Source organism: Pantoea sp. R13S299, assembly GCF_048515925.1.
In the GTDB taxonomy this organism is placed as follows: domain Bacteria; phylum Pseudomonadota; class Gammaproteobacteria; order Enterobacterales; family Enterobacteriaceae; genus Pantoea.
Genome location: NZ_JBLYEF010000002.1, coordinates 683,460 through 702,226, shown reverse-complemented (window position 1 = coordinate 702,226; position 18,767 = coordinate 683,460). Strand labels below are relative to the sequence as shown.

Annotated in this window: 16 protein-coding genes; 6 read left to right on the top strand and 10 right to left on the bottom strand. The window is 55.7% G+C overall.

The genetic code is table 11. The annotated features are described in order from the left end of the window. The first annotated feature begins 257 nt into the window (after positions 1 to 257). The 4 genes from ACN1CO_RS14135 (at position 258) to ACN1CO_RS14120 (ending at position 3,475) form a co-directional block, all read left to right on the top strand. A complete protein-coding gene (locus tag ACN1CO_RS14135; protein WP_419139460.1) occupies positions 258 to 2,303 on the top strand; it encodes an S-type pyocin domain-containing protein in 2,046 nt (681 codons plus the stop codon). Then, complete coding sequence (locus tag ACN1CO_RS14130) at positions 2,303 to 2,560, top strand: immunity protein (protein WP_419139459.1); 258 nt, start codon at positions 2,303 to 2,305, stop codon at positions 2,558 to 2,560. The genes ACN1CO_RS14135 and ACN1CO_RS14130 overlap by 1 nt, the downstream gene beginning before the upstream one ends. A gap of 362 nt (positions 2,561 to 2,922) precedes the next feature. Next, complete coding sequence (locus tag ACN1CO_RS14125; RefSeq protein WP_419139458.1) at positions 2,923 to 3,168, top strand: pyocin; 246 nt, start codon at positions 2,923 to 2,925, stop codon at positions 3,166 to 3,168. A 16-nt stretch (positions 3,169 to 3,184) separates the two neighbouring features. Beyond that, on the top strand, positions 3,185 to 3,475 hold the full coding sequence (locus ACN1CO_RS14120) for a hypothetical protein (RefSeq protein ID WP_419139457.1): 291 nt from the start codon (positions 3,185 to 3,187) through the stop codon (positions 3,473 to 3,475). 166 nt (positions 3,476 to 3,641) lie between these two features. Here the strand turns inward: ACN1CO_RS14120 and ACN1CO_RS14115 are convergent, their stop codons facing one another. From ACN1CO_RS14115 to budA, 6 genes are all read right to left on the bottom strand, one after another. Then, on the bottom strand, positions 3,642 to 4,481 hold the full coding sequence (locus tag ACN1CO_RS14115) for an MBL fold metallo-hydrolase (RefSeq protein ID WP_419139456.1): 840 nt from the start codon (positions 4,479 to 4,481) through the stop codon (positions 3,642 to 3,644). Between the two features lie 164 nt (positions 4,482 to 4,645). Further along, on the bottom strand, positions 4,646 to 5,959 hold the full coding sequence (locus ACN1CO_RS14110; protein WP_419139455.1) for a CitMHS family transporter: 1,314 nt from the start codon (positions 5,957 to 5,959) through the stop codon (positions 4,646 to 4,648). Between the two features lie 338 nt (positions 5,960 to 6,297). Beyond that, entirely contained in the window at positions 6,298 to 7,749 is a 1,452-nt protein-coding gene (locus tag ACN1CO_RS14105; protein WP_419139454.1) for a flagellin, read from the bottom strand. A gap of 205 nt (positions 7,750 to 7,954) precedes the next feature. Next, entirely contained in the window at positions 7,955 to 8,728 is a 774-nt protein-coding gene (locus ACN1CO_RS14100) for a (S)-acetoin forming diacetyl reductase (protein WP_419139517.1), read from the bottom strand. 20 nt (positions 8,729 to 8,748) lie between these two features. After that, a complete protein-coding gene (gene alsS / locus ACN1CO_RS14095) occupies positions 8,749 to 10,428 on the bottom strand; it encodes an acetolactate synthase AlsS (protein ID WP_419139453.1) in 1,680 nt (559 codons plus the stop codon). 14 nt (positions 10,429 to 10,442) lie between these two features. Then, positions 10,443 to 11,225 carry an acetolactate decarboxylase gene (gene budA / locus ACN1CO_RS14090; RefSeq protein WP_419139452.1) on the bottom strand — a complete coding sequence of 261 codons (783 nt, stop codon included), beginning with the start codon at positions 11,223 to 11,225 and terminating at the stop codon, positions 10,443 to 10,445. Between the two features lie 104 nt (positions 11,226 to 11,329). On the opposite strand from budA, the gene ACN1CO_RS14085 reads away from it, so the two are divergent. Both ACN1CO_RS14085 and ACN1CO_RS14080 read left to right on the top strand, forming a co-directional pair. Next, positions 11,330 to 12,223, top strand: coding sequence for a LysR family transcriptional regulator (locus tag ACN1CO_RS14085; RefSeq protein ID WP_419139451.1), 894 nt, complete (start codon positions 11,330 to 11,332; stop codon positions 12,221 to 12,223). A 72-nt stretch (positions 12,224 to 12,295) separates the two neighbouring features. Next, on the top strand, positions 12,296 to 12,541 hold the full coding sequence (locus ACN1CO_RS14080; protein ID WP_013356609.1) for a hypothetical protein: 246 nt from the start codon (positions 12,296 to 12,298) through the stop codon (positions 12,539 to 12,541). A gap of 49 nt (positions 12,542 to 12,590) precedes the next feature. Here ACN1CO_RS14080 and ACN1CO_RS14075 read toward each other — a convergent pair whose 3' ends face one another. The 4 genes from ACN1CO_RS14075 to ACN1CO_RS14060 all read right to left on the bottom strand — a co-directional run bounded on the left by ACN1CO_RS14075 (position 12,591) and on the right by ACN1CO_RS14060 (position 18,720). Continuing rightward, positions 12,591 to 15,635, bottom strand: a complete 3,045-nt coding sequence (locus ACN1CO_RS14075) for an efflux RND transporter permease subunit (RefSeq protein WP_419139450.1) — start codon at positions 15,633 to 15,635, stop codon at positions 12,591 to 12,593. Further along, positions 15,632 to 16,765 carry an efflux RND transporter periplasmic adaptor subunit gene (locus ACN1CO_RS14070; RefSeq protein WP_419139449.1) on the bottom strand — a complete coding sequence of 378 codons (1,134 nt, stop codon included), beginning with the start codon at positions 16,763 to 16,765 and terminating at the stop codon, positions 15,632 to 15,634. Before ACN1CO_RS14070 ends, ACN1CO_RS14075 begins: the two co-directional genes overlap by 4 nt. Before the next feature lie 93 nt (positions 16,766 to 16,858). Continuing rightward, complete coding sequence (locus ACN1CO_RS14065; protein ID WP_419139448.1) at positions 16,859 to 18,028, bottom strand: sensor histidine kinase; 1,170 nt, start codon at positions 18,026 to 18,028, stop codon at positions 16,859 to 16,861. Further along, the gene (locus ACN1CO_RS14060) at positions 18,025 to 18,720 is read right to left on the bottom strand and encodes a response regulator (protein ID WP_419139447.1); all 696 of its coding nucleotides are present in this window, start codon (positions 18,718 to 18,720) and stop codon (positions 18,025 to 18,027) included. Before ACN1CO_RS14060 ends, ACN1CO_RS14065 begins: the two co-directional genes overlap by 4 nt. Between the last annotated feature and the right edge of the window lie 47 nt (positions 18,721 to 18,767).

Sequence of the window (18,767 nt, the reverse complement as noted above, 5' to 3'; positions counted from 1 at the left end):
ATCAAAAAGATTGCCAAATAACAATATTTTTCTGAAGAAATAATTTTTATGTGTTAATTGCGATGAGGTATTCTCAAAATTAAGGGGTTTCTATTATTATAATTAAAAGGGGGGTAAAAGGATGAATGGGTTTTCCATTTAATCATTATTAAATTTAAAAGTAGGTATTTAAAAGCAGTCTAAATTTTTTAGAAAAAAACGTCCCGCATGTTTTTATATTTAATGTTCTTGATGACCAAATGGATGAGGCAAAGAATATGAGTAACAGTAATGATCAGGGAACTATGACAGTTAATGGTCCATCATCTAATCCTGGATCAGAAAGTCCACGTGGTAATAGTGGCGGTTCTGGTAATGATAGTTCTGGTGGGGGAAATAAACAGGGTGATGTTACCTCAATAAGTTTGCGTTCTGTTGCAGATAAGTTAGCACGATCATTAGGCATTCCAGGTTCGGATTTTTCGATCTATTTTATCGAGGAAGGTCACTTATTTGGATTGAGTAAAGTCGCAACGGTAGAAGTTATGGGTGATGTCTCACCAGCCTGGGTAGATCTGGGTCCTGTCCCTCAAGAGCTAAAAAATACTACTAATAGTGCAGAAGTATTGGCTCAATCCAATAGCAGCATAAGCATCACTTATCAGGGAGATACTTCGGATGCACGTGTCGCAGTCCTGCAGAAAGTCATTGCTGATAATGCCGCACTGGCAAACCGCGCACAGGCGGGCCGAAGGATTACTGACGCGCGGCAGAGAACTCAGGTTGCTAAAAATGAAATCGGAATGATTTATTTCATTCGTCAAAAACGCTCTGAGAGAGAAGCAGCCGAAGCCCAGGCCAGAGCGGAAGCAGAGGCCCGCGCCAGAGCAGAGGCAGAAGCCCAGGCAAGAGCGGAGGCAGAAGCCCGAGCCAGAGAAAAGCCACTTGAACAAACCATAAAGTTACTCAAGGAAAAAGCCGAGATCTTGTTCAGAGAGGCTCTTTTTTCCCAGGCTGGGGTTGTATCTGCTCCTGAATACACCCCGGAAATGGTAAAAGCTGCGGAGACCGCTTTGGGCGCAGTTGGTGTAATGTCACTAAATAACGCTCCGGCCTCAATGCAGCTTTCATTGGCAGGCCGGGGGGTATGGGCTGCTTCCGGTAATACGCTTACTCTTATTGATGCAAGTATCAGCACATCACTTCGATATCTCATAAGTTCGAGTATTGCTGGTGTGGCTGGGGCATCCGTAGCCTCGGTTACAATGCTGCTCTGGTCAGCACCGGTTGGAGCAGGCTCTGATAAAGTGCCGGACAGAGACATTGAAGCGATGTTTGCGCTAAATGCTCAGCATCTCATTGATACTAAGACAAAAATCCTGCCGGGTCCCAGTAAAATAAATATGCCGGTTCGCGGAAATCTGGTAAAGCGAAATGGTCAGCTGGCATTGCAGCTGCTTAAAACGAATAGTGTATCATTTCCAGCCGCAGTACCTGTTCTTGAGGCAATTCGAGATAGGGTAACAGGTCTGGATCTTATTATATTGCCAGCCGTAGCTGGCGTACCACCGCGCAGCATCCTGATAAATCCCGCACCCCTGTCTGAAAGAGAATGGAATACAGGGAATCAGAACCCACAGGTTCCATCAAGCCTCATAATGAGTGGGGTGACTGTCACCCCCGTTGATTTTGGTACGCCATTAACTGCTGTTTCTGTCGGAAATAAATTTATTGCAGTGCAGGAACCACTGATTACCACTACTCCTGTGTCAGAGCTCAAGGGGTTCAGAGATTTTATCTACTGGCGTCCTGATGCTGCTGGTACGGGCGTGGAGGCAGTATATGTAATGCTGAGTAATCCGTATGGTGAAACTAACGCCAGGGGAAAATATAGCGGTCGCGAATACAATAAGGACAAGGCCGGTGGTCCAATTCAGGAGCTGGATTGGAGAACGGCTTCTATAGACCATGAAGGTGTTGAGAAGGTTAAGCTGCATACAGGACGGTTTAGTGAGTCAGATGCGAACAATATAATGATTGAGAGGTTGGAACAAGTAGTGAGGGGAGAAATGCAGCCAACAGATATTGATAAGCGGTTTTATACTCACGAAATCAGGGAGTTAGAACGATACCGTGCACTTGGTATAAAAGATGGTGAAATTTCCAGAAGTGTCCAGGAACAAAAAGCCCTATGGAACAATACGCATACAGCCACTCTCGAAGACTATAAGATAAACGAAAAAGAGCAGCCACTTTACACGCGCGAGGCTCTGGAGGCTGCTTATGAACAGGAATTAAAAGATGCCTTTAGAGGAACAAAATAATGCATTTGAAAGAAATAATTGAAAATGAAAGTGTAGAAGACGTCGTGACTTTTTTAGGTCCGACTTCTGATTACTCAAAATTGGATCGTTTATATGCTTATAACCGCTTCGATGTAATTTCCAGTGGCGAGCTATCTTCGGCTTATGATGATCTACTTAAAAAAGGTGTGCTTCAGGATCAAAATGGTAAAGTAATAAAAGGACCTAACTGGAAAGCACCTGCTTTCGTAACTGAGAAAAAATACGGTTTGGAATAAAATTTTATGTGCGCGCCATCCTTGTGGATGGCGTTTTTAACTTAACTTTTTTTGATTTATGACTGCAGTTTAGTGCTCTTTTTATTTGCCTCTGCCTACTTTACATAATTGTCGAAATTACTGATTATTATGGTGTTTGAAATATAATTTAATTAAAGGTGTGGAGGCGGTATATTTAATGCTGAGTAATCATTATGGTGAAAATTAGGCAAGGGGGGATATAGCGGTCGTGAATATAATAAGGACAAGGCCGGTGGTCCAATTCAGGAGCTAGACTGGAGAACGGCTTCTATAGACCGTGAAGGTGGGATAAGGTTAAGCTGGATACAGGACGGTTTGGGCAATCACCAGAAAACGCATTGATGATTGATCGATTGCAGAAAATCCTGACGGAAGAGTTGCAGGTAAGTGATACTGATAAGCGTTTCAACACGCATGAAGTCAGAGAGCTTGAGCGATATCGGTCTTTAGGCGTTTCAGATGGTACAGTTCCGGAAAATGGCTTTGAAGTCTGGAACAATACTCATACAGCGACATTAGAAGATTATAAATTGAGTTATGATGAAGCACTTTTATATGTACCTGAAGCTCTAAAATCACTTGAATAAGTATTGAGGTATAAAGATGATTGATTTTGACAAAATGATTCAAAATGAAGAAATGGCCGATGTAATTCTTTTTCTGGTTAGCCGTAGTGAAAAAGGTATAGCGTATCCGTCTATAGACCGCTTCTTTGGAATACATAATGCCGCTGAAAAATATAAATCATATAACATAGAGCTAATTCATCAATTAAAAAAGCTTGAGGATACTCAACAAGTTTCCTCAACAAATGTTTACGGTTCGGGATGCCAAAAAGGTCCTGACTGGAAAGAACCTGCTTTCGTAACTGAGAAAAAATACGGTATCGAATAGGTATTTCCAGCGAAAAAGCCATCCTTCAGGATGGCTTTTTTATGCTCATACAAGGCCGAAGCGTCATGAGCCAGCGAGATTATCTAAGTATCACAATACGATTTGAAGTAATCATCTGATATACACCAATACTAACCCTTATAACCCTTATAACCCTTATAACCCATCAACGCAGTGGCGCATTGACCTGCAACGCATCCAGTTCGCGTGCATCGTGACTGCAGAAAAAGGTGATTTCGCCGCCGCGCTGGCAGGAAAGTTCACGCAGTCGCTGCTGGTTGTGCCGCCTGGCCTCGTTATCCATCGCCATCATCCATTGATAAAAGCGCAGTCCCGGCGTGCAGTGCCGCGTCGGCTGCCGCATTTCGCCGCGGTAAAACCAGGCATCGCCGCCGTGCAGCAGCCAGCCATCGGGTTGCTGAATCGCAATGCCCGCATGGCCCGGCGTATGGCCTGCCAGCGGCACCAGCAAAATCTCCGGCGGTAAGTCACGCAGGCGGTTAACCGCCTCAAAACCAAACCACTTTTCTCCCTGTGACTGATAGGTCTCCCAGTTGCTGATACCCCCCCATTGTCCGGGACGATAGCGCTCGCGCGACAGCCAGCTATGACGCTGGTGGGCGGTATCGACCTCCTGCTGCATCAGATGGATGCGCGCCTGCGGAAAATCGGTCAGTCCGCCAGCGTGATCAAAATCGAGATGGGTCAGAATGATATGCCGTACATCGTCAGCCCGGAAACCCAAGGCTCTTATCTGTGACAGGGCGGTGAGCTCGCTGCGGCGCTGAATGTTGTTCAGGGCACGGAAGAAGCCGGACAGGCGGCTGCCGGGCGTATGAATATCCTGCCCCCCAAAGCCGGTATCCACCAGCACCAGCCCGCTGCGGTCCGTCTCAATCAGCAGGCAATGACACACCAGATGTGCCTTCAGGCCTTTACTGAACCCATCGTAGAATGCGCCGCCCAGCGGGCACATGCAGCCACAGTTGAGGTGGTGAATTTTCATCGGGCCTCCATAGTCTCTTCGGCAAAATTGTCGCGTAGCTGGCGTCTGTCCGGCGCGCAGCAAAGCAGCATGGCTATAGAGTGTAGAGAGGGTTGAAACAACAGGCGAAGCGGTGAAGCGGATAACCGGGCAAAAAAGCCGGTTATCCGCACAAAAGCAGAAGGTTAACTGTGGAACAGCGGGAACGCACCGGTCAGCAGACCGCCCGCCATCAGCACCAGACTGACCAGAATCCCCCACTTGATCGCAAAGCGCTGGTGGTCGCCGATATCGACTTTCGCCAGACCCACCAGCAGGTAGACTGATGGCACCAGCGGGCTTAGCAGGTGGAACGGCTGGCCAACAATCGACGCGCGGGCAATCTCTTCGGCAGTAATGCCATAGCTGGCGGCCGTCTGAGCGATAACCGGCAGAATGCCGAAGTAGAACGCATCATTCGACATAAAGAAGGTGAACGGCAGGCTGACCAGCGCGGTGAACACTGCCAGGTACGGCCCGAAGCTGTGCGGGATGACCGCCAGCAGACTCTTCGCCATTGCATCAACCATGCCGGTGCCGGAGAGGATACCAGTGAAAATACCGGCGGCAAAAATCAGCGCGGTCACCGCCAGTACGTTACCGGCATGGGAACTGATACGGGCTTTCTGCTCCTCCAGCGTCGGATAGTTGAGCATCACTGCGATCGCAAACGCCAGCATGAACAGGATCTGAATCGGCATTAAACCAATGACCAGCAGCACCAGCAGCACGGTGGTCAGGATGAAGTTAGGCCAGAACATCTTCGGACGACGATTGGCAGCACACTCTTCGGCATCGCCCAGACCCAGCTCGATGTTTTCGAGATGGTGATCTTTCATGGTCATCACGCCTAAACGTTTACGCTCACGCAGGCCAAAAAGGACCGCCATTGCCACCAGACTGACGCAGGCGAGCAGCATGGCTGGCAGCATCGGAATAAAGATGTCGAGAGCGTCAATGCGCAGTGCCGCCGCGGCACGGGCGGTCGGGCCACCCCAGGGTGAGAGGTTCATGATGCCGCTGGCGAGGTTGACCAGACAGGTCATCATCAGCACGTTCATGCCCAGCCGGTGATAGAGCGGCAGGAACGCGGCGATAGCGATCATATAAGTGGTCGAGCTGTCACCATCCAGTGAGACCAGCAGCGTCAATACCGCCGTTCCGACCAGCACTTTCAGGGGATCGCCGCGCACCATGCGCAGAATAAAGCGCACCAGCGGGTCAAACAGTCCGGCATCGATCATCAGACCGAAGTAAAGAATGGAGAAGGTCAGCATCACGCCGGTAGGGGCCAGCTTTTTGACGCCATCCAGCATCATGGCGCCCAGGCCTGCGTAAAAACCGCCAATCAACGCGAATATGGTTGGTATCAGGATCAGCGCAATTAAGGCTGACATGCGTTTGGTCATGATTAAATACATGAAGCAAACGACCATCGAAAAACCCAGTATTGTCAGCAAAATAACAGACCTCGCATGGCGTAAAAGTAATGAAAAGGTTACGTAAAGCCAGGAAAATTCAGGTTATTACTTAGCGTGGTAACAATTAACCTGTTGTTTTAATTAACCCTGCACTGAAAGATGATATTAAATTGTTGTCAGGATTTAGCATTTCTTTAACAAAGAAGAGTGATCGCGATCATCATTAAACGAATCTTAAACGAGTTTGTGTGACTGGGATCAAAGGGTGACGAAGTGTAACCGGGCATTTCGGGCCAGCAGGGAGAGGAATCAGGCGGGTAGGATGGTGAAGAAACAGGGTAAACGGCTGAGTCAGGACGCTCAGCCGGTTAATAGTATTAATTGCCTAACAGCTGGATAATCATTTCAGGTGTTTTGTTCGCCATCTTGCTGACGGCCGTCTGGCCCTGCTGAATAATCTGGTTGCGTGCCAGCTGACTGGCTTCTTCAGCATAGTCCGCATCCTGTATACGACTGCGAGCCGCTGAGGTATCCACGCCCTGCTGTGACAGTACATTACGGTTCGATTCGTAACGGTTGATTTTCGCGCCATAGGTCGACTGATAGCTGCTGATCTTCGCCAGCGCACTATCCAGTGCCTTCATGGTACTGGCGATGTCGTCACTGTTCAGCAGCGTGGTGTTGTTCAGCCCCAGGGTTTTGGTATCTGACGGCGTCGCGGGGATGCTATCCGACTGTACTGGCTGACCATAATCGGCGCTGGTGACCACTTCCAGAGGGCGACTCTCATGTGGCGGCGTAGCGGGCGCGCCTTTGGGTTCCGGCAGTTTTCCCCAGGTCAGGTTACCGGTGAAGGAACCGTTGCCCACTACGACCACAATCAAATCTTCGTTTACGGTATCCAGCGTGATGCGCTCAAGCCGGTTACTGGTAATGGTACCGTTGTTGAAATCGCCGCTGGCGACATCCTCATAACGGTCGCCGTCACCGCTATAGGTAATATTCATGCCGTTGACGGTGCTGCTGTTACTGCCCGCCAGCGCCCAGCTCGGGCCGCCCTCGAGCAGTTGCGAACTGTCATACGTTGCACCGCTGTCAAAACCGTTAGTGCTGGTCAGCAGGCGGGTATCTGCGGTTGCCGCATTCGTGATGCCTTTGCTGGCCCAGGTGTAATCGGGCGCGCTGCCGTCCAGCGGTGTACCGACCAGATGCTTACCATCGCGGGTAAAGAGCTGGAGATCGTCATCCATACCCAGCGAGTCGATGGTGATGCTTATCGATGTCGAGCCTGCCGGGATATAGGCCAGCGGGATCACGCCAGAGGTAAAGGAGTAATTCTTGCCCGGAACCGGAAACTTCGTGTTGATGGGGTCAACATTACCCAGTTTTGCCGGTGGCAGATCGGGATTATTGGTCGCCAGCGGATAACGCCCGAAAATCTCGGTGTGATCCGCGACTTCGTTGATGCCTGCCAGAATCTGCTGATACGCACCGTTGACGCTCTGCCGATCCGCGTCCGACAGCGTACCGTTAGCGGCCTGAACCGACAGCGTGCGTGCCTGGATAAGCAGATCGACGATGCTGCCCAGGCCGCCACTGGCGGTCTGGGAATAGCTGATGGCGTCATTAAGGCCGCGCGCGACTACCGCATCGGCGTTGATACTGGCCGTCATGCGGTTGGCAATCGCCTGACCTGCCGCGTCATCTTTCGCACTGTTAATCCGCATCCCTGATGATAACCGTTCAACCGTTCGTCCCAGAACAGAGTCAGTGCTGTACCGCGTTTTGTTCGTAATGGCGGCGGGTTCGTTATGGTTGATCGTTAACATGGTCGCTTTGAACAGGGAGAGGAGTCTCTGTTTTATCGGCAGGATAATAAGCAGCTTTAATCACTTCGGCGACGAAAACGCAGGGCTGGCGCGGTTAAACGGTCAACAGGCTGATGGCTAACCGTTTTTAAGATAAAAAAAATTAATGTTTAAATCAGAACAGAAGAACAGCCTGCTGCGCCTGAACGCAGCAGGCGTGGGCAGATCAGTTAAAGACCATGCCGCCATCAATCAACAGTGACTGACCGGTCATGTAATCGGAGTCGGGACTGGCCAGATAAGCAACGCAGGCGGCCACATCTTCTGGCTCAGACAGACGTCCCAGCGTAATGCGTTTCGCAAATTCCTCGGTGCCGTAACCGGCCGGTTTTCCGGCGGCTTCCGAGATCTGCCGGTCGATCTCTTCCCACATCGGCGTTCTGACAATGCCGGGGCAGAAGGCGTTGACCGTGATGCCGGCCGGGGCGAGATCGCGCGCGGCGGTCTGCGTCAGGCCGCGCACGGCAAACTTACTTGAGATATAAACCGCCAGCTCCGGATTACCGACGTGCCCGGCCTGCGAACAGGCGTTGATGATCTTGCCGCCGTGTCCTTCTGCAGCAAACGCTTTAATCGCGGCCTGCATGCCCCAGATCACCCCTTTAACATTGACGTTGTAGACCTTGTCGACCACCGCCTCGGTGATCTCCGCAATCGGCGTGGAGGGCGCGATACCGGCGTTATTGACGATGACGTCAAAGCCGCCCAGCGTGCGACGCGCCTCTTCTACGGCGTCCATCACCTGATCGCGCTGCGAGACATCGACTTTCAGCGCAATCGCTTTGCCGCCCTGCTGGTTAATCTTCTCTGCGACCTTGCGGGCGGTCTCCTGGTTGAAATCGGCCACCGCGACTGCCAGTCCATCTTTCGCCAGACGCAGGGCGATCGCTTCACCAATGCCCTGGCCTGCGCCGGTCACAAATGCCACTCTGTTTTTCATCATGATGTCCTTTTAGGAAATTAAAGAAGCTGGCTCAGATGCAGCTGACCCATCAGCAGCGGGTTGTCGGCGTAATCGACCGGCACCGCCACCACCGCAGGACCCTGAACATCCATCGCTTTGCGCAGCGTCGGCTCAAGCTCTGCCGCGCTGGTCACCGCAAAGCCCGCTGCCCCAAACGCTTCGGCGTAGGCTTTGAAATCGACCGGGCCAAAATTGACGCCCGAGACGCGGTGATATTTTTTCTCTTCCTGCATCGCCACCATGTTGTAGGCGTTATCGACCCAGACGATGTGCAGGATGTTGGCTTTTAACCGGACGGCGGTTTCCAGCTCCATGCTGGATTGCAGGAAGCCGCCGTCACCTGAAACCGACACCACTTTGCGCTGCGGATCGACCAGCCAGGCACCAATCGCCCACGGCAGCGCCACGCCCATGGTCTGCTGACCGTTGGAGATCATGATCTGGCGGGCGCGGAAGCTGTAGAGATAGCGGGCGATCCAGATATGGAAGCTGCCCATATCGACGGTGAGGCTGACGTCGCTGTTAATGATGTCCTGCATAGCGCGCACGATGCGCAGCGGATGCAGGGCGAACTGATTGAGGCTGGCACCCTGCATCGCCAGCAGTTTGCGCTGTTGCTGACGATCCTCAAGGATGCTGGCCGCTTCTGATGTCAGTTGCAGCGGGGCGGTGATGCGTGCCGCCAGTTTACGCACGGTGGCGGCGATATCGCCCACCAGCTCGGCATCCGGCAGATAGCGGTTGTCGGTCTCTGCGGGTATCACGTCGATGTGAATCAGGGTCGCGTTGCCGCTATTCCACATCGCCGGTTCATATTCTACCGGGCTGTAGCCGATGGTGATGATCAGGTCAGCCTGTTGCAGCAACCGGTCGCCTGCCTGGTTGTTAAACAGCCCCACACGTCCGGCGAAACGGGAGAAGTGATCCTGTCTGACCGCGCCCGCCGCCTGATAGGTGCTGGTGACCGGAATGTGACTGCGGGTCAGCAGATCGTGAATCGCTTCGCTGTTCTCGGGCTGGCTCGCCATTAATCCCAGCAGGATGACCGGATTTTTCGCTCTGGCAATCGCCTCGCTGACAGCATCGATCATCGCGTCTGGTGCGGCACCCAGTACCGGACGGCCTTTGCTGCTCAGCGCTTTACCGGTTACCGGCTGATCGACAATATCCTGCGGCAGGCTGATAAAGGCACCACCGCCGCGGCCATGCTCGGCGTGACGGAACGCATTCGACAGGCATTCAGAAAGCGCAGAGGGATCGGTCACCTCAACCGCATATTTGGTGATCGGGCGAAACATGGAAACGGTGTCCATGCTCTGATGAACCTGCTTGGCGCTGTCGGAGCGTTTCACCTGGCCGCCGATGGCGACCACCGGATCGCCTTCGCTGGTGGCGGTGGCCATGCCGGTAATGAGGTTTGAGCAGCCAGGCCCGGAGGTGACCAGCGCTACACCCGCGTTGCCGGTGAGACGGCCGACTGCAGCGGCCATAAACGCGGCATTGGCTTCGTGGCGGACCGGGATGGTCTGGATGGATGAATCCAGCAGCGAGTCAAAAACCTTATCGATTTTTGCGCCAGGGATGCCAAAGACATGCTGAACGCCCTGCGCCTCAAGCTGCGCGACGACCAGGTCAGCGCCGCAGGTCCAGAGCGTGGTATCGGTTGGAGTTTTCATCGTCATTCCTCTGATTAGCTTTCTACCGCACGGATCGCGGCGTCAAGATTGGCGGGGTTCAGGTCGGCATTCAAAAAGTCACTGTCCTGCGGCAGATCCACGACCAGCTTGCTGATAGCACCAAAAGTCAGCGTGCCCTGTTCCAGCGCGTAATCGAGAATGTGGCCGCCGCCTTCGCGGTCGTCGGTAATAAAATGTTCGTGATAGCCCGCCACGTTAATGCCCTGCATATATTGCGGGGTGCGGAATCCGATCAGTTCGCCCGCGCGCTGGCTAAAGGAAAAGGTCGGCTGGTCGCCCAGCACTTCCGGCATGGAGCGATAGGGGCGGCACTGGCACGGTACGGTGCGGGTGTCGACACGGCTGAAACGACCGCTGATGCGCAGCGCGCAGAACTGGTTATCGGAGGTGATTTCGCTGTCGATCACCCGATGGATTTCCTCGCGCGACATGGGCCGGTCAAATTCAAACCGATGCTGCGGCCTGAAAAAGGTCATGACCGCAAAGGGGGTTTTCTGCGCCGGATCGGCCGGATGTGCGCTGCCGTCGGCGTGCAGCTGATAGACTTTGCTGTCAAACGCGATCATCTCGCCATCCAGTCGGTTGAAGGTGCCCAGGCCGAAATCGCCTTTGCGCAGCAGATCAGCAATCCTGACGTTGCCATCGTAGACGCCGCTCAGCAGCGCACTCATTAAAGAGGTCTGATAGATAACGCTTTCTGGTGCATCCTGGGAAAGCGTTAGGACAGTATGTTTTAGTTGATCCTCACAGGAACAATCAGTTACACAATTGCTCATTTGATGCCTCATCGATTAACCGTTAAGCCGTGTTAACCTAATGGTGAACCGATTCAGTCGGTGGGTCCAATAGCGAAACCTGTTAACTTTGAGACGTTTTTGATATGGAACTTCGCCATCTGCGTTATTTTGTTGCCGTAGCCGAGACGCTTCACTTCACCCGGGCCGCTGAAATGCTGGGGATTTCGCAGCCACCGCTGAGTCAGCAGATACTGCGTCTGGAGCAGGAGATTGGCACGCCGTTGCTGAAGCGGCTGACGCGTGGCGTGGAACTCACGGAAGCGGGGGAAGCATTTCTGGCGGATGCCCGGCAGATTGTGCAGCTGGCCGATCAGGCGCTGGAGAACGCTCGCGGTATTGCGCGCGGAATCAGCGGTCAGCTGTCGCTGGGATTTGCCAGCTCAGTGGCATTTAATCCGCGCATATTCACCCTGATCCGTCAGTTTAAAGAACGTTATCCGGCGATGGAGTTGCTGACCCGCGAAGAGAATATGTCTCTGCTGATGCAGGATCTGCAGGAGGGATTGCTGGATGCTGCTTTTATCCGCCTGCCGTGCGAAAGCAGCAAGGCGTTTAATCTGCGTGTGATCTCCACCGAAAAGATGCTGATTGCGCTGCCGCGTTCCCATCCCCTGAGCGGCACACCCACCGTGGCGCTCTCCGCGCTGGCGGATGAAACCCTGATAATTTTCCCGCGCGATGTCTCGCCGAGCCTGTATGAGCTGATTGTCACAGCCTGCCTGCGGGCCGGCTTTTCCCGCCACACTTTCCAGCAGGCGCCGCAGATCACTACCTCGCTGGGCATGGTTGCGGCGGGCTGCGGAATTGCGCTGGTGCCTGAGTCGATGCGCTGTGTCGATAACCCGGAAGTCAGCTTCTGCGATATCGAAAACAACACGCTGTTTACCGATGTGGCTTTTGCCTGGCGTCGGCATCACCCGTCAAAAGCGGTGCTGCATCTGCTGGCGTTGCTGGCAGAACCAGACGAAGCGGGTTGATAAGCACCGGCTATTGTACTGAAAACAATAACCAACTGGCGGCGGCGGGGCCGGGATGCCAATAATCACTGCATGACTACATACCGCGTAAGAGTCGGGTATCACAACCCGTCAGCCCTGACATTCAGGCAACTGGATGAAATTCTGGAGCCGCAGCGATTCTGGAGAACAGATTCGGCGGGCGGCCAGTTCCGCTATTTCATGGAGTATGAGTATCAGTCTGACGTGCGCGACCTCTGTTCGGTCTGCTCGCTGGCCTACAGTCAGGCCTGCAAAGTCAGAAAGTGCCCACTGATTCTGGTCGAGGTGATGAACTGAATACGCCCGGCAATCCCGCTGCTCTCAGCCGGGAACACCGGGCGTTCTATTAATTTGCACGGCGCTCCATCATCAGGCTTAACGCCGCGGGCAGCACCGTAAGCGTGACCAGCGTTCCGCTGACCAGACCGCCAATAATTGCCAGCGCCATGGGCCCCCAGAAAACCTGATGGGCGATGGGGATCATGCCGAGGATCGCAGCGCAGGCGGTCAGCAGGATGGGACGCGCCCGGTGATGTGCGGCCTGCCGGATGGCCTCACCCGCGGGCAGTCCGGCGCGGCTGTTGACATCCACTTCACTGATCATAATCACCGCGTTGCGGATGATGATCCCTGCCAGCGCAATAATCCCCAGCAGCGCCACAAACCCCAGCGGTGTGCCCGCCGGCAGCATCGCGGATACGATACCGGGCAGGCCAAACGGCGCCATGCTCAGCGCCAGCAGCATGCCTGAGAAGCGTTGCAGCTGAATCATCAGCAGGACCAGCATGGCGCAGATCGTCACCGGCAGCAGGGCAAACACTGACCCGTTACCTTTGTCCGACTCCGCCGCTACGCCTCCTTCCTCAATACCATATCCGGCAGGCAGTGAGGCGCGCAGCGCGGCGACACGTGGCGCGAGCTGTTGCGAGACCTGTTCTGCCCGCTGACCGGGCGCGATATCGGTCTGCACGGTGATGTAAGAGAGCCGCTGACGTCGCCAGATCACCGGATCATCCACACCCCAGTTCAGGGTCGCCACCTGGCGCAACGGAATCTTCTGTCCGCTGGCATTGGTGATCATCAATCCCTCAAGCGTGTCCGTGTTCTGCCGTTCTGCGTCATTGCTGCGCAGCACCACATCAATCAGCCGGTTGCGGTCGCGCAGGGTTGTTACTACGCTGCCGGACATCAGAGTGTTCAGGGCGCTGGCGATGGTGTCGGACGAAAGTCCGGCTGCGCGCGCAGCGGTCTGGTTTACCGCCAGCGTCATGACCCGCTCAGGTTCTCCGGCGGTCAGATTGACCTCGCGGGTCAGCGGAGAGCGGGCGATCAGCGCCGCCAGCTGACTGGCCGCCTGCCGCACCTGGTCATTGTTCGGGCCGGTGATGCGATATTTCAGCGGCCAGCCGACCGGCGGCCCCAGCTCCAGCGGCGATATCCGCGTCGTAATGTCACTGAAATCCTTTGTCAGCGCCTGCTCCAGCCTGCTTCGCAGCCTGTCTCTCGCCGCCAGATCTTTCGCCACCACGACCAGCTGCGCGATATTTTCATTATCCAGCAACACCTCCATCGGCAGATAAAAGCGTATCGCGCCTGAACCCACGTAGCTGGTGAAGTTCGCCACATCCCGGTTATTACGCAGCATCTGTTCCAGCTGTGCGGTACGGCGCGTGGTTTCGGCCTGGGCTGCGCTGGCGGGTAGCGTCAGGCTGACCAGCAGTTCGGGACGATCTGACGCCGGGAAAAATTCACCCTGCATGAAGGTGGTGGCGTAAAGACTGATCAGCAGTACCGCCAGCGCCGCGCCAGTCGTCACCAGCCGGTTGCGCAGAATGACCTCCAGCAGGCGATGATAGCCTCGCGTCAGCACGCCCGGCGGCTGATGAGCCTTGATTTGTTTCGCTGACAGCAGCCAGCAGCCGGTGAGTGGGGAGAAGATGATCGCGACCACCCAGGAGCAGAGCAGCGCCAGGGTGATCACCACAAACAGCGAGTAGCAGTACTCCCCGGCACTTGAGGCGGCGAATCCGACCGGGATGAAACCGGCGATCATTACCAGCGTGCCGGTCAGCATCGGGAACGCGGTGGTTTTAAATGCATACGTCGCGGCCTGCCACTTACTGTCGCCCTCTTCCAGCCGCGCCACCATCGCCTCGACGGTGATCATGGCGTCATCCACCAGCAGCCCCAGCGCGATAATCAGTGCGCCAAGCGAGATGCGCTGGAGTCCGATGCCCGCCAGTAACATGCCGGTGAAGGTCATCGCCAGCACCAGCGGGATCGCCGCCGCCACCACCAGGCCGGCACGCAGTCCCAGCGAGACAAAGGAGACGGCTAATACGATGACGACCGCTTCGCCCAGTATCCGGACAAAACCGCTAACCGCGTTTTTCACCACGGAAGACTGGTCGGCCACGCGGGTCATGGTGATGCCGTGCGGCAACTGACCGGCCAGTGTCTGCATACGCTGGTTAAGCTGTTTGCCGAAATCGAGCATATTGCCGCCTGGGGCCATGGAGATCGCCAGTCCAATAGCCTGAACGCCGTTAACCCGAAATGTTGGCGCCGGAGGCTCGGCAGGTTGCAGGCTGATGGTGGCCAGATCGGTCAGCGGGATGAAACGCTCACCGATATGCAGGGTTATCGCCTGCAGACTGTCGACCGAGGTCAGGGTGCCGCTGACCCGCAGCGCGATGTTCTCGCGGTCGGTACGCAGGCTGCCCGCGGGCACTACGTCGTTCTGCGCTTTGATGGCATCGCTGACCTGCTGTAAATCGAGACCCATGCCGTTCAGCTTGCGCGGGGAAAAAGCAATAACCACCTGCTGTTCCTGAACACCCAGCAGACTGGTTTTGCCGATGTCGGGCAGACTGTCCAGACTGCGGCGCAGGTTATCGACCCGATCGCGCAGCTCTCTGGGCGTAAAGCCATCGGCCGTGAAGCCATAAATCGTGCCGAAGGTGTCATCAAATTCGTCGTTAACCGCCGGACCCTGAACTCCCTGTGGCAGTGAAGGCGTAACGTCATGCATCTTTTTGCGCAGCTGATACCAGATACCGGCCACCTGAGACGGCGGCGTGTCATCGCGCAGGTTGACATAAATTACCGTCTGTCCGGCGCGGGTTTCACTCTCAACCGCATCCAGCGACGGGATCTCCTGCACCTTCTGTTCCAGCACGTCTGTGAGCAGTTGTACCGTGGTGTTTACGTCAGCGCCGGGCCACTGGGCCGAGACCACCGCCGTTTTGATGGTAAACGCCGGATCTTCGTTGCGAGACAGACGTTCATAGCTCAGTACACCCGCCGCCATCACCAGCAGCATGAAAAAGATCACCAGCTGCTGATGCGCCAGCGCCCAGCCGGAGAGGTTAAAGCCTGTCGATTTTTTCATGGTGCCTCCTGCGCCAGCGCCACTTTTTCGCCAGGCTGCAGTGTACCGACCCCGGCAGTGACGATGCGCTCCCCTGGGCGAATCCCTGCGGTAACAAAGATCTGCTGCGCGTTAAAGCGTGCCAGCACCACCGGACGAAGCTGCAGGCGTGATGCCGCATCCACGACCAGCAGAGCGGGTTTTTCGGCGAAGCGGGTCATTGCGCTGGCAGGCAGGGCGATGACGGGCGGTTGCGCATCCGGAAGGCTGACGGTAACCGTGGCACCAGGTGCCATCGCCTCAGGGGGCTGATTGAGTGAGATACGCAGCCGCCACGTGCGGGTCTGCGGATCGGCCTGCGGGCTGATGTCACGCACTGTGCCATTGGCTTGCACTGAAGGATCGGCAAGCAGCTTTACCTTCAGCGGTGTGCTGTCATCAGGTCGCATTAGCGCAGGCGTGGTCAGGTCAAACACCGCATCGCGTGCGTCACCTGCGGCCAGCGTCATCACGTTTTGCCCGGCGCTGACCACCTGACCGGGCTGAACCTGGATGGCAGTGATGCGGCCTGCGGCGGGCGCGGTCAGCTGAGTCCAGCTGAGGTTATCCTGGGCATTTTTCAGAGCGGCTTCACTGCTGAGACGTCGGGATTGTGCGCTCTGCCAGTCACCCTGAGCGCTGTCCAGCTGGCTGCGGGCGATGGCACCGCCGGGCATCAGCAGCCGCATCCGGTGGAGGTTAAGCGCAGCGACGCGTTCGGCGGCACGGGCGCTGTCGAGATCGGCCCTCGCGCTACTCAGCTGATTACGTGACTGATCGTTTTCCAGTGCGGCCAGTGTTTGCCCGGCGCTGACATGGTCGCCCAGCTCAACGGCGCGGTTCACGACCCTGCCATCCAGCCGGAAGGCCAGTGCGACCTCTTCATGGGCGCGGATTTCGCCGGTCAGCACCAGTGACGCGTCACTGCGGAGCGGCGGGGCAATCACCGTTTTAACCGGCCGAAGTGGGGCGGCTGGCGGAGCAGCATTATTGTCCCGGCAGCCGGTCATGATGAACACGCCGAGCAGCACAAACACGATCGGCGCGAAGATGTGAACACTGAAGAGATGACGCCACACCTGGCGGGCAGCATCAGATAAGAAGTCTGTCATAACCGGGTTCCTTTAATGAGTTGTGCTCATTGAACCCGGCCTGTGTCCAGAAACGTTCCATGAACCATCAAGAAATGGTCAAGTCAGAACAATTTATCTCGTCGGCAGCGTTATCCCTATCAGCAGACCGCCGTCGGAAGGCAGCGTGGCGTGAAGCGAACCGCCGTGTGCCTCGATGATCGCCCTGGCGATCGACAGCCCCAGACCGCTGCCGCCAGAGTGGCGGGCGCGTGAGGAGTCGGCGCGGGTAAAGCGATCGAACAGTTGTGGCAAAAAGTCCGGCTCGACACCCTGGCCGTAATCGCGGAAGGTCATCGTGATCGTCTGATCTTTCTGGGTGGCAGTAATCAGTAAAGCGCCACCGTCGGCGGCGTAGCGCAGCGCATTTTCACAGATGATGGTCACTACCTGACCCAGGCGGAACGCATCGGCATTGAGCAGCAGATCCTCGGGTGCGATGACGGTGATGGTCACACCCGCCTGTTCGGCCTGCGGCAGCAGCCAGCCTGATCGCTCGCGCAGTAGTTCACCGGGATTTACCCGCTCCCGGTTCAGGGTCAGCTGCCCGGCATCCGCCAGTGATAAGAGATGCAGTTCGTCGGTCAGACGACTGAGCTGCGTCAGCTGCTTCATGATCATCGCCAGCTGTTGCGGCTCGGCGGGAAAAACGCCATCCAGAATGCCCTGCAGGCGGCCCATCGCTGCCGTCAGTGGTGAGCGAAGTTCGTGCGCCATCGCCACATGCGAGGTGCGCAGCTCACGCTCGTAACGCGCCAGTTGCTGCGTCATCTGATTAAAATCTTCGGTAAAGCGCACCAGCTCCTGCGGGGCTTCTTTCACCACCGCCGCCGTTCGGCCAAATTCGCCTTTCGATACGGCACGCGCCGCCGTTGCCAGCTGGCTGAACTGGGCCGACAGCGGACGGGCGAATCGCAGCGCCATCAGCACCATAAACGGGATGGTGACCACCACGAGAACGAATACGGTAATCCAGTCAGAGGAGGCCAGCGAGGGATCGGAAAAATTGATGCCCCACCACTGATCGATAATCTGATGAAAGCGCGCCGGATCGCTGTCGGGATGGTGGCGCAACTGTGTGAACTCTTCGAGCAGCGCGGGTGGCATCCGGTAGTAGACCCAGAACGCCTGTACCGCGAAGCGCAGCCACATACAGATGGCGATCAGCATGACGCTGCCTATCGCCAGAAACAGCACCCGGATGCAGATCCAGCGCCACAGTGAAGTATGCGTATCGTTCTTCATGGCTGTCTGAACCGGTATCCGACGCTGCGAACCGCCGGTAAGACGTCAGAGATACCCGCGGCTTCGAGCTTGCGGCGCAGGTTGTAAACGTGGGTATCGACCACCCGCTCCAGTGCATCGCTCTCCGGCAGGCAGTGCTCCAGCAGAAACAGGCGGGTAAACGGCCGCGTCGGGGCGCGCATCAGCGTCACCAGCAGAGAAAATTCCGTAGGTGTCAGATCGAGGCGACGCGGTGCATCACTATCGCTATCGACCACAGCGGTGAGTGCCACAGGATCAACCACTAAGCCCGCCCAGCGCAGGGTTTCCGCAATGGGAGCATGGCTCTGGCTGCGGCGCAGCACGGCCTGAACGCGCGCCACCACTTCGCCGGGATGATAGGGTTTGACCACGTAGTCATCTGCGCCATAACGCAGTGCGCCGATGCGATCCGGTGCATCGCCCATCGCCGTCACCATGATCACAGGGGTATCGTCACGACGGCGCAGCGCGGCCAGCACTTCGGTGCCGTTCATGCCGGGCAGCATGATATCCAGCAGGATTAGATCAGGCTGCCAGCGTCGGGCAGCATCCAGCCCGCCCGGGCCGTCACCAGCAATCAAGACCTCATAATTTTCACGTTTCAGGTAGGCCTCAAGTACGCCCGCGGCATCCGCGTCATCTTCAATAATCAGTACACGTTTTGACTGCATTTTCGGATCACCTTGACTGTTTCTTCATAAATCCCTGGTCGTTCATT

Excerpts from the sequence above, each read along its gene's own strand:
- ACN1CO_RS14135 (WP_419139460.1), top strand. The coding sequence starts at position 258 with ATGAGTAACAGTAATGATCAGGGAACTATGACAGTTAATGGTCCATCA.
- ACN1CO_RS14130 (WP_419139459.1), top strand. The coding sequence starts at position 2,303 with ATGCATTTGAAAGAAATAATTGAAAATGAAAGTGTAGAAGACGTCGTG.
- ACN1CO_RS14125 (WP_419139458.1), top strand. The coding sequence starts at position 2,923 with ATGATTGATCGATTGCAGAAAATCCTGACGGAAGAGTTGCAGGTAAGT.
- ACN1CO_RS14120 (WP_419139457.1), top strand. The coding sequence starts at position 3,185 with ATGATTGATTTTGACAAAATGATTCAAAATGAAGAAATGGCCGATGTA.
- ACN1CO_RS14115 (WP_419139456.1), bottom strand. The coding sequence starts at position 4,481 with ATGAAAATTCACCACCTCAACTGTGGCTGCATGTGCCCGCTGGGCGGC.
- ACN1CO_RS14105 (WP_419139454.1), bottom strand. The coding sequence starts at position 7,749 with ATGTTAACGATCAACCATAACGAACCCGCCGCCATTACGAACAAAACG.
- ACN1CO_RS14100 (WP_419139517.1), bottom strand. The coding sequence starts at position 8,728 with ATGAAAAACAGAGTGGCATTTGTGACCGGCGCAGGCCAGGGCATTGGT.
- alsS (WP_419139453.1), bottom strand. The coding sequence starts at position 10,428 with ATGAAAACTCCAACCGATACCACGCTCTGGACCTGCGGCGCTGACCTG.
- budA (WP_419139452.1), bottom strand. The coding sequence starts at position 11,225 with ATGAGCAATTGTGTAACTGATTGTTCCTGTGAGGATCAACTAAAACAT.
- ACN1CO_RS14085 (WP_419139451.1), top strand. The coding sequence starts at position 11,330 with ATGGAACTTCGCCATCTGCGTTATTTTGTTGCCGTAGCCGAGACGCTT.
- ACN1CO_RS14080 (WP_013356609.1), top strand. The coding sequence starts at position 12,296 with ATGACTACATACCGCGTAAGAGTCGGGTATCACAACCCGTCAGCCCTG.
- ACN1CO_RS14075 (WP_419139450.1), bottom strand. The coding sequence starts at position 15,635 with ATGAAAAAATCGACAGGCTTTAACCTCTCCGGCTGGGCGCTGGCGCAT.
- ACN1CO_RS14070 (WP_419139449.1), bottom strand. The coding sequence starts at position 16,765 with ATGACAGACTTCTTATCTGATGCTGCCCGCCAGGTGTGGCGTCATCTC.
- ACN1CO_RS14065 (WP_419139448.1), bottom strand. The coding sequence starts at position 18,028 with ATGAAGAACGATACGCATACTTCACTGTGGCGCTGGATCTGCATCCGG.
- ACN1CO_RS14060 (WP_419139447.1), bottom strand. The coding sequence starts at position 18,720 with ATGCAGTCAAAACGTGTACTGATTATTGAAGATGACGCGGATGCCGCG.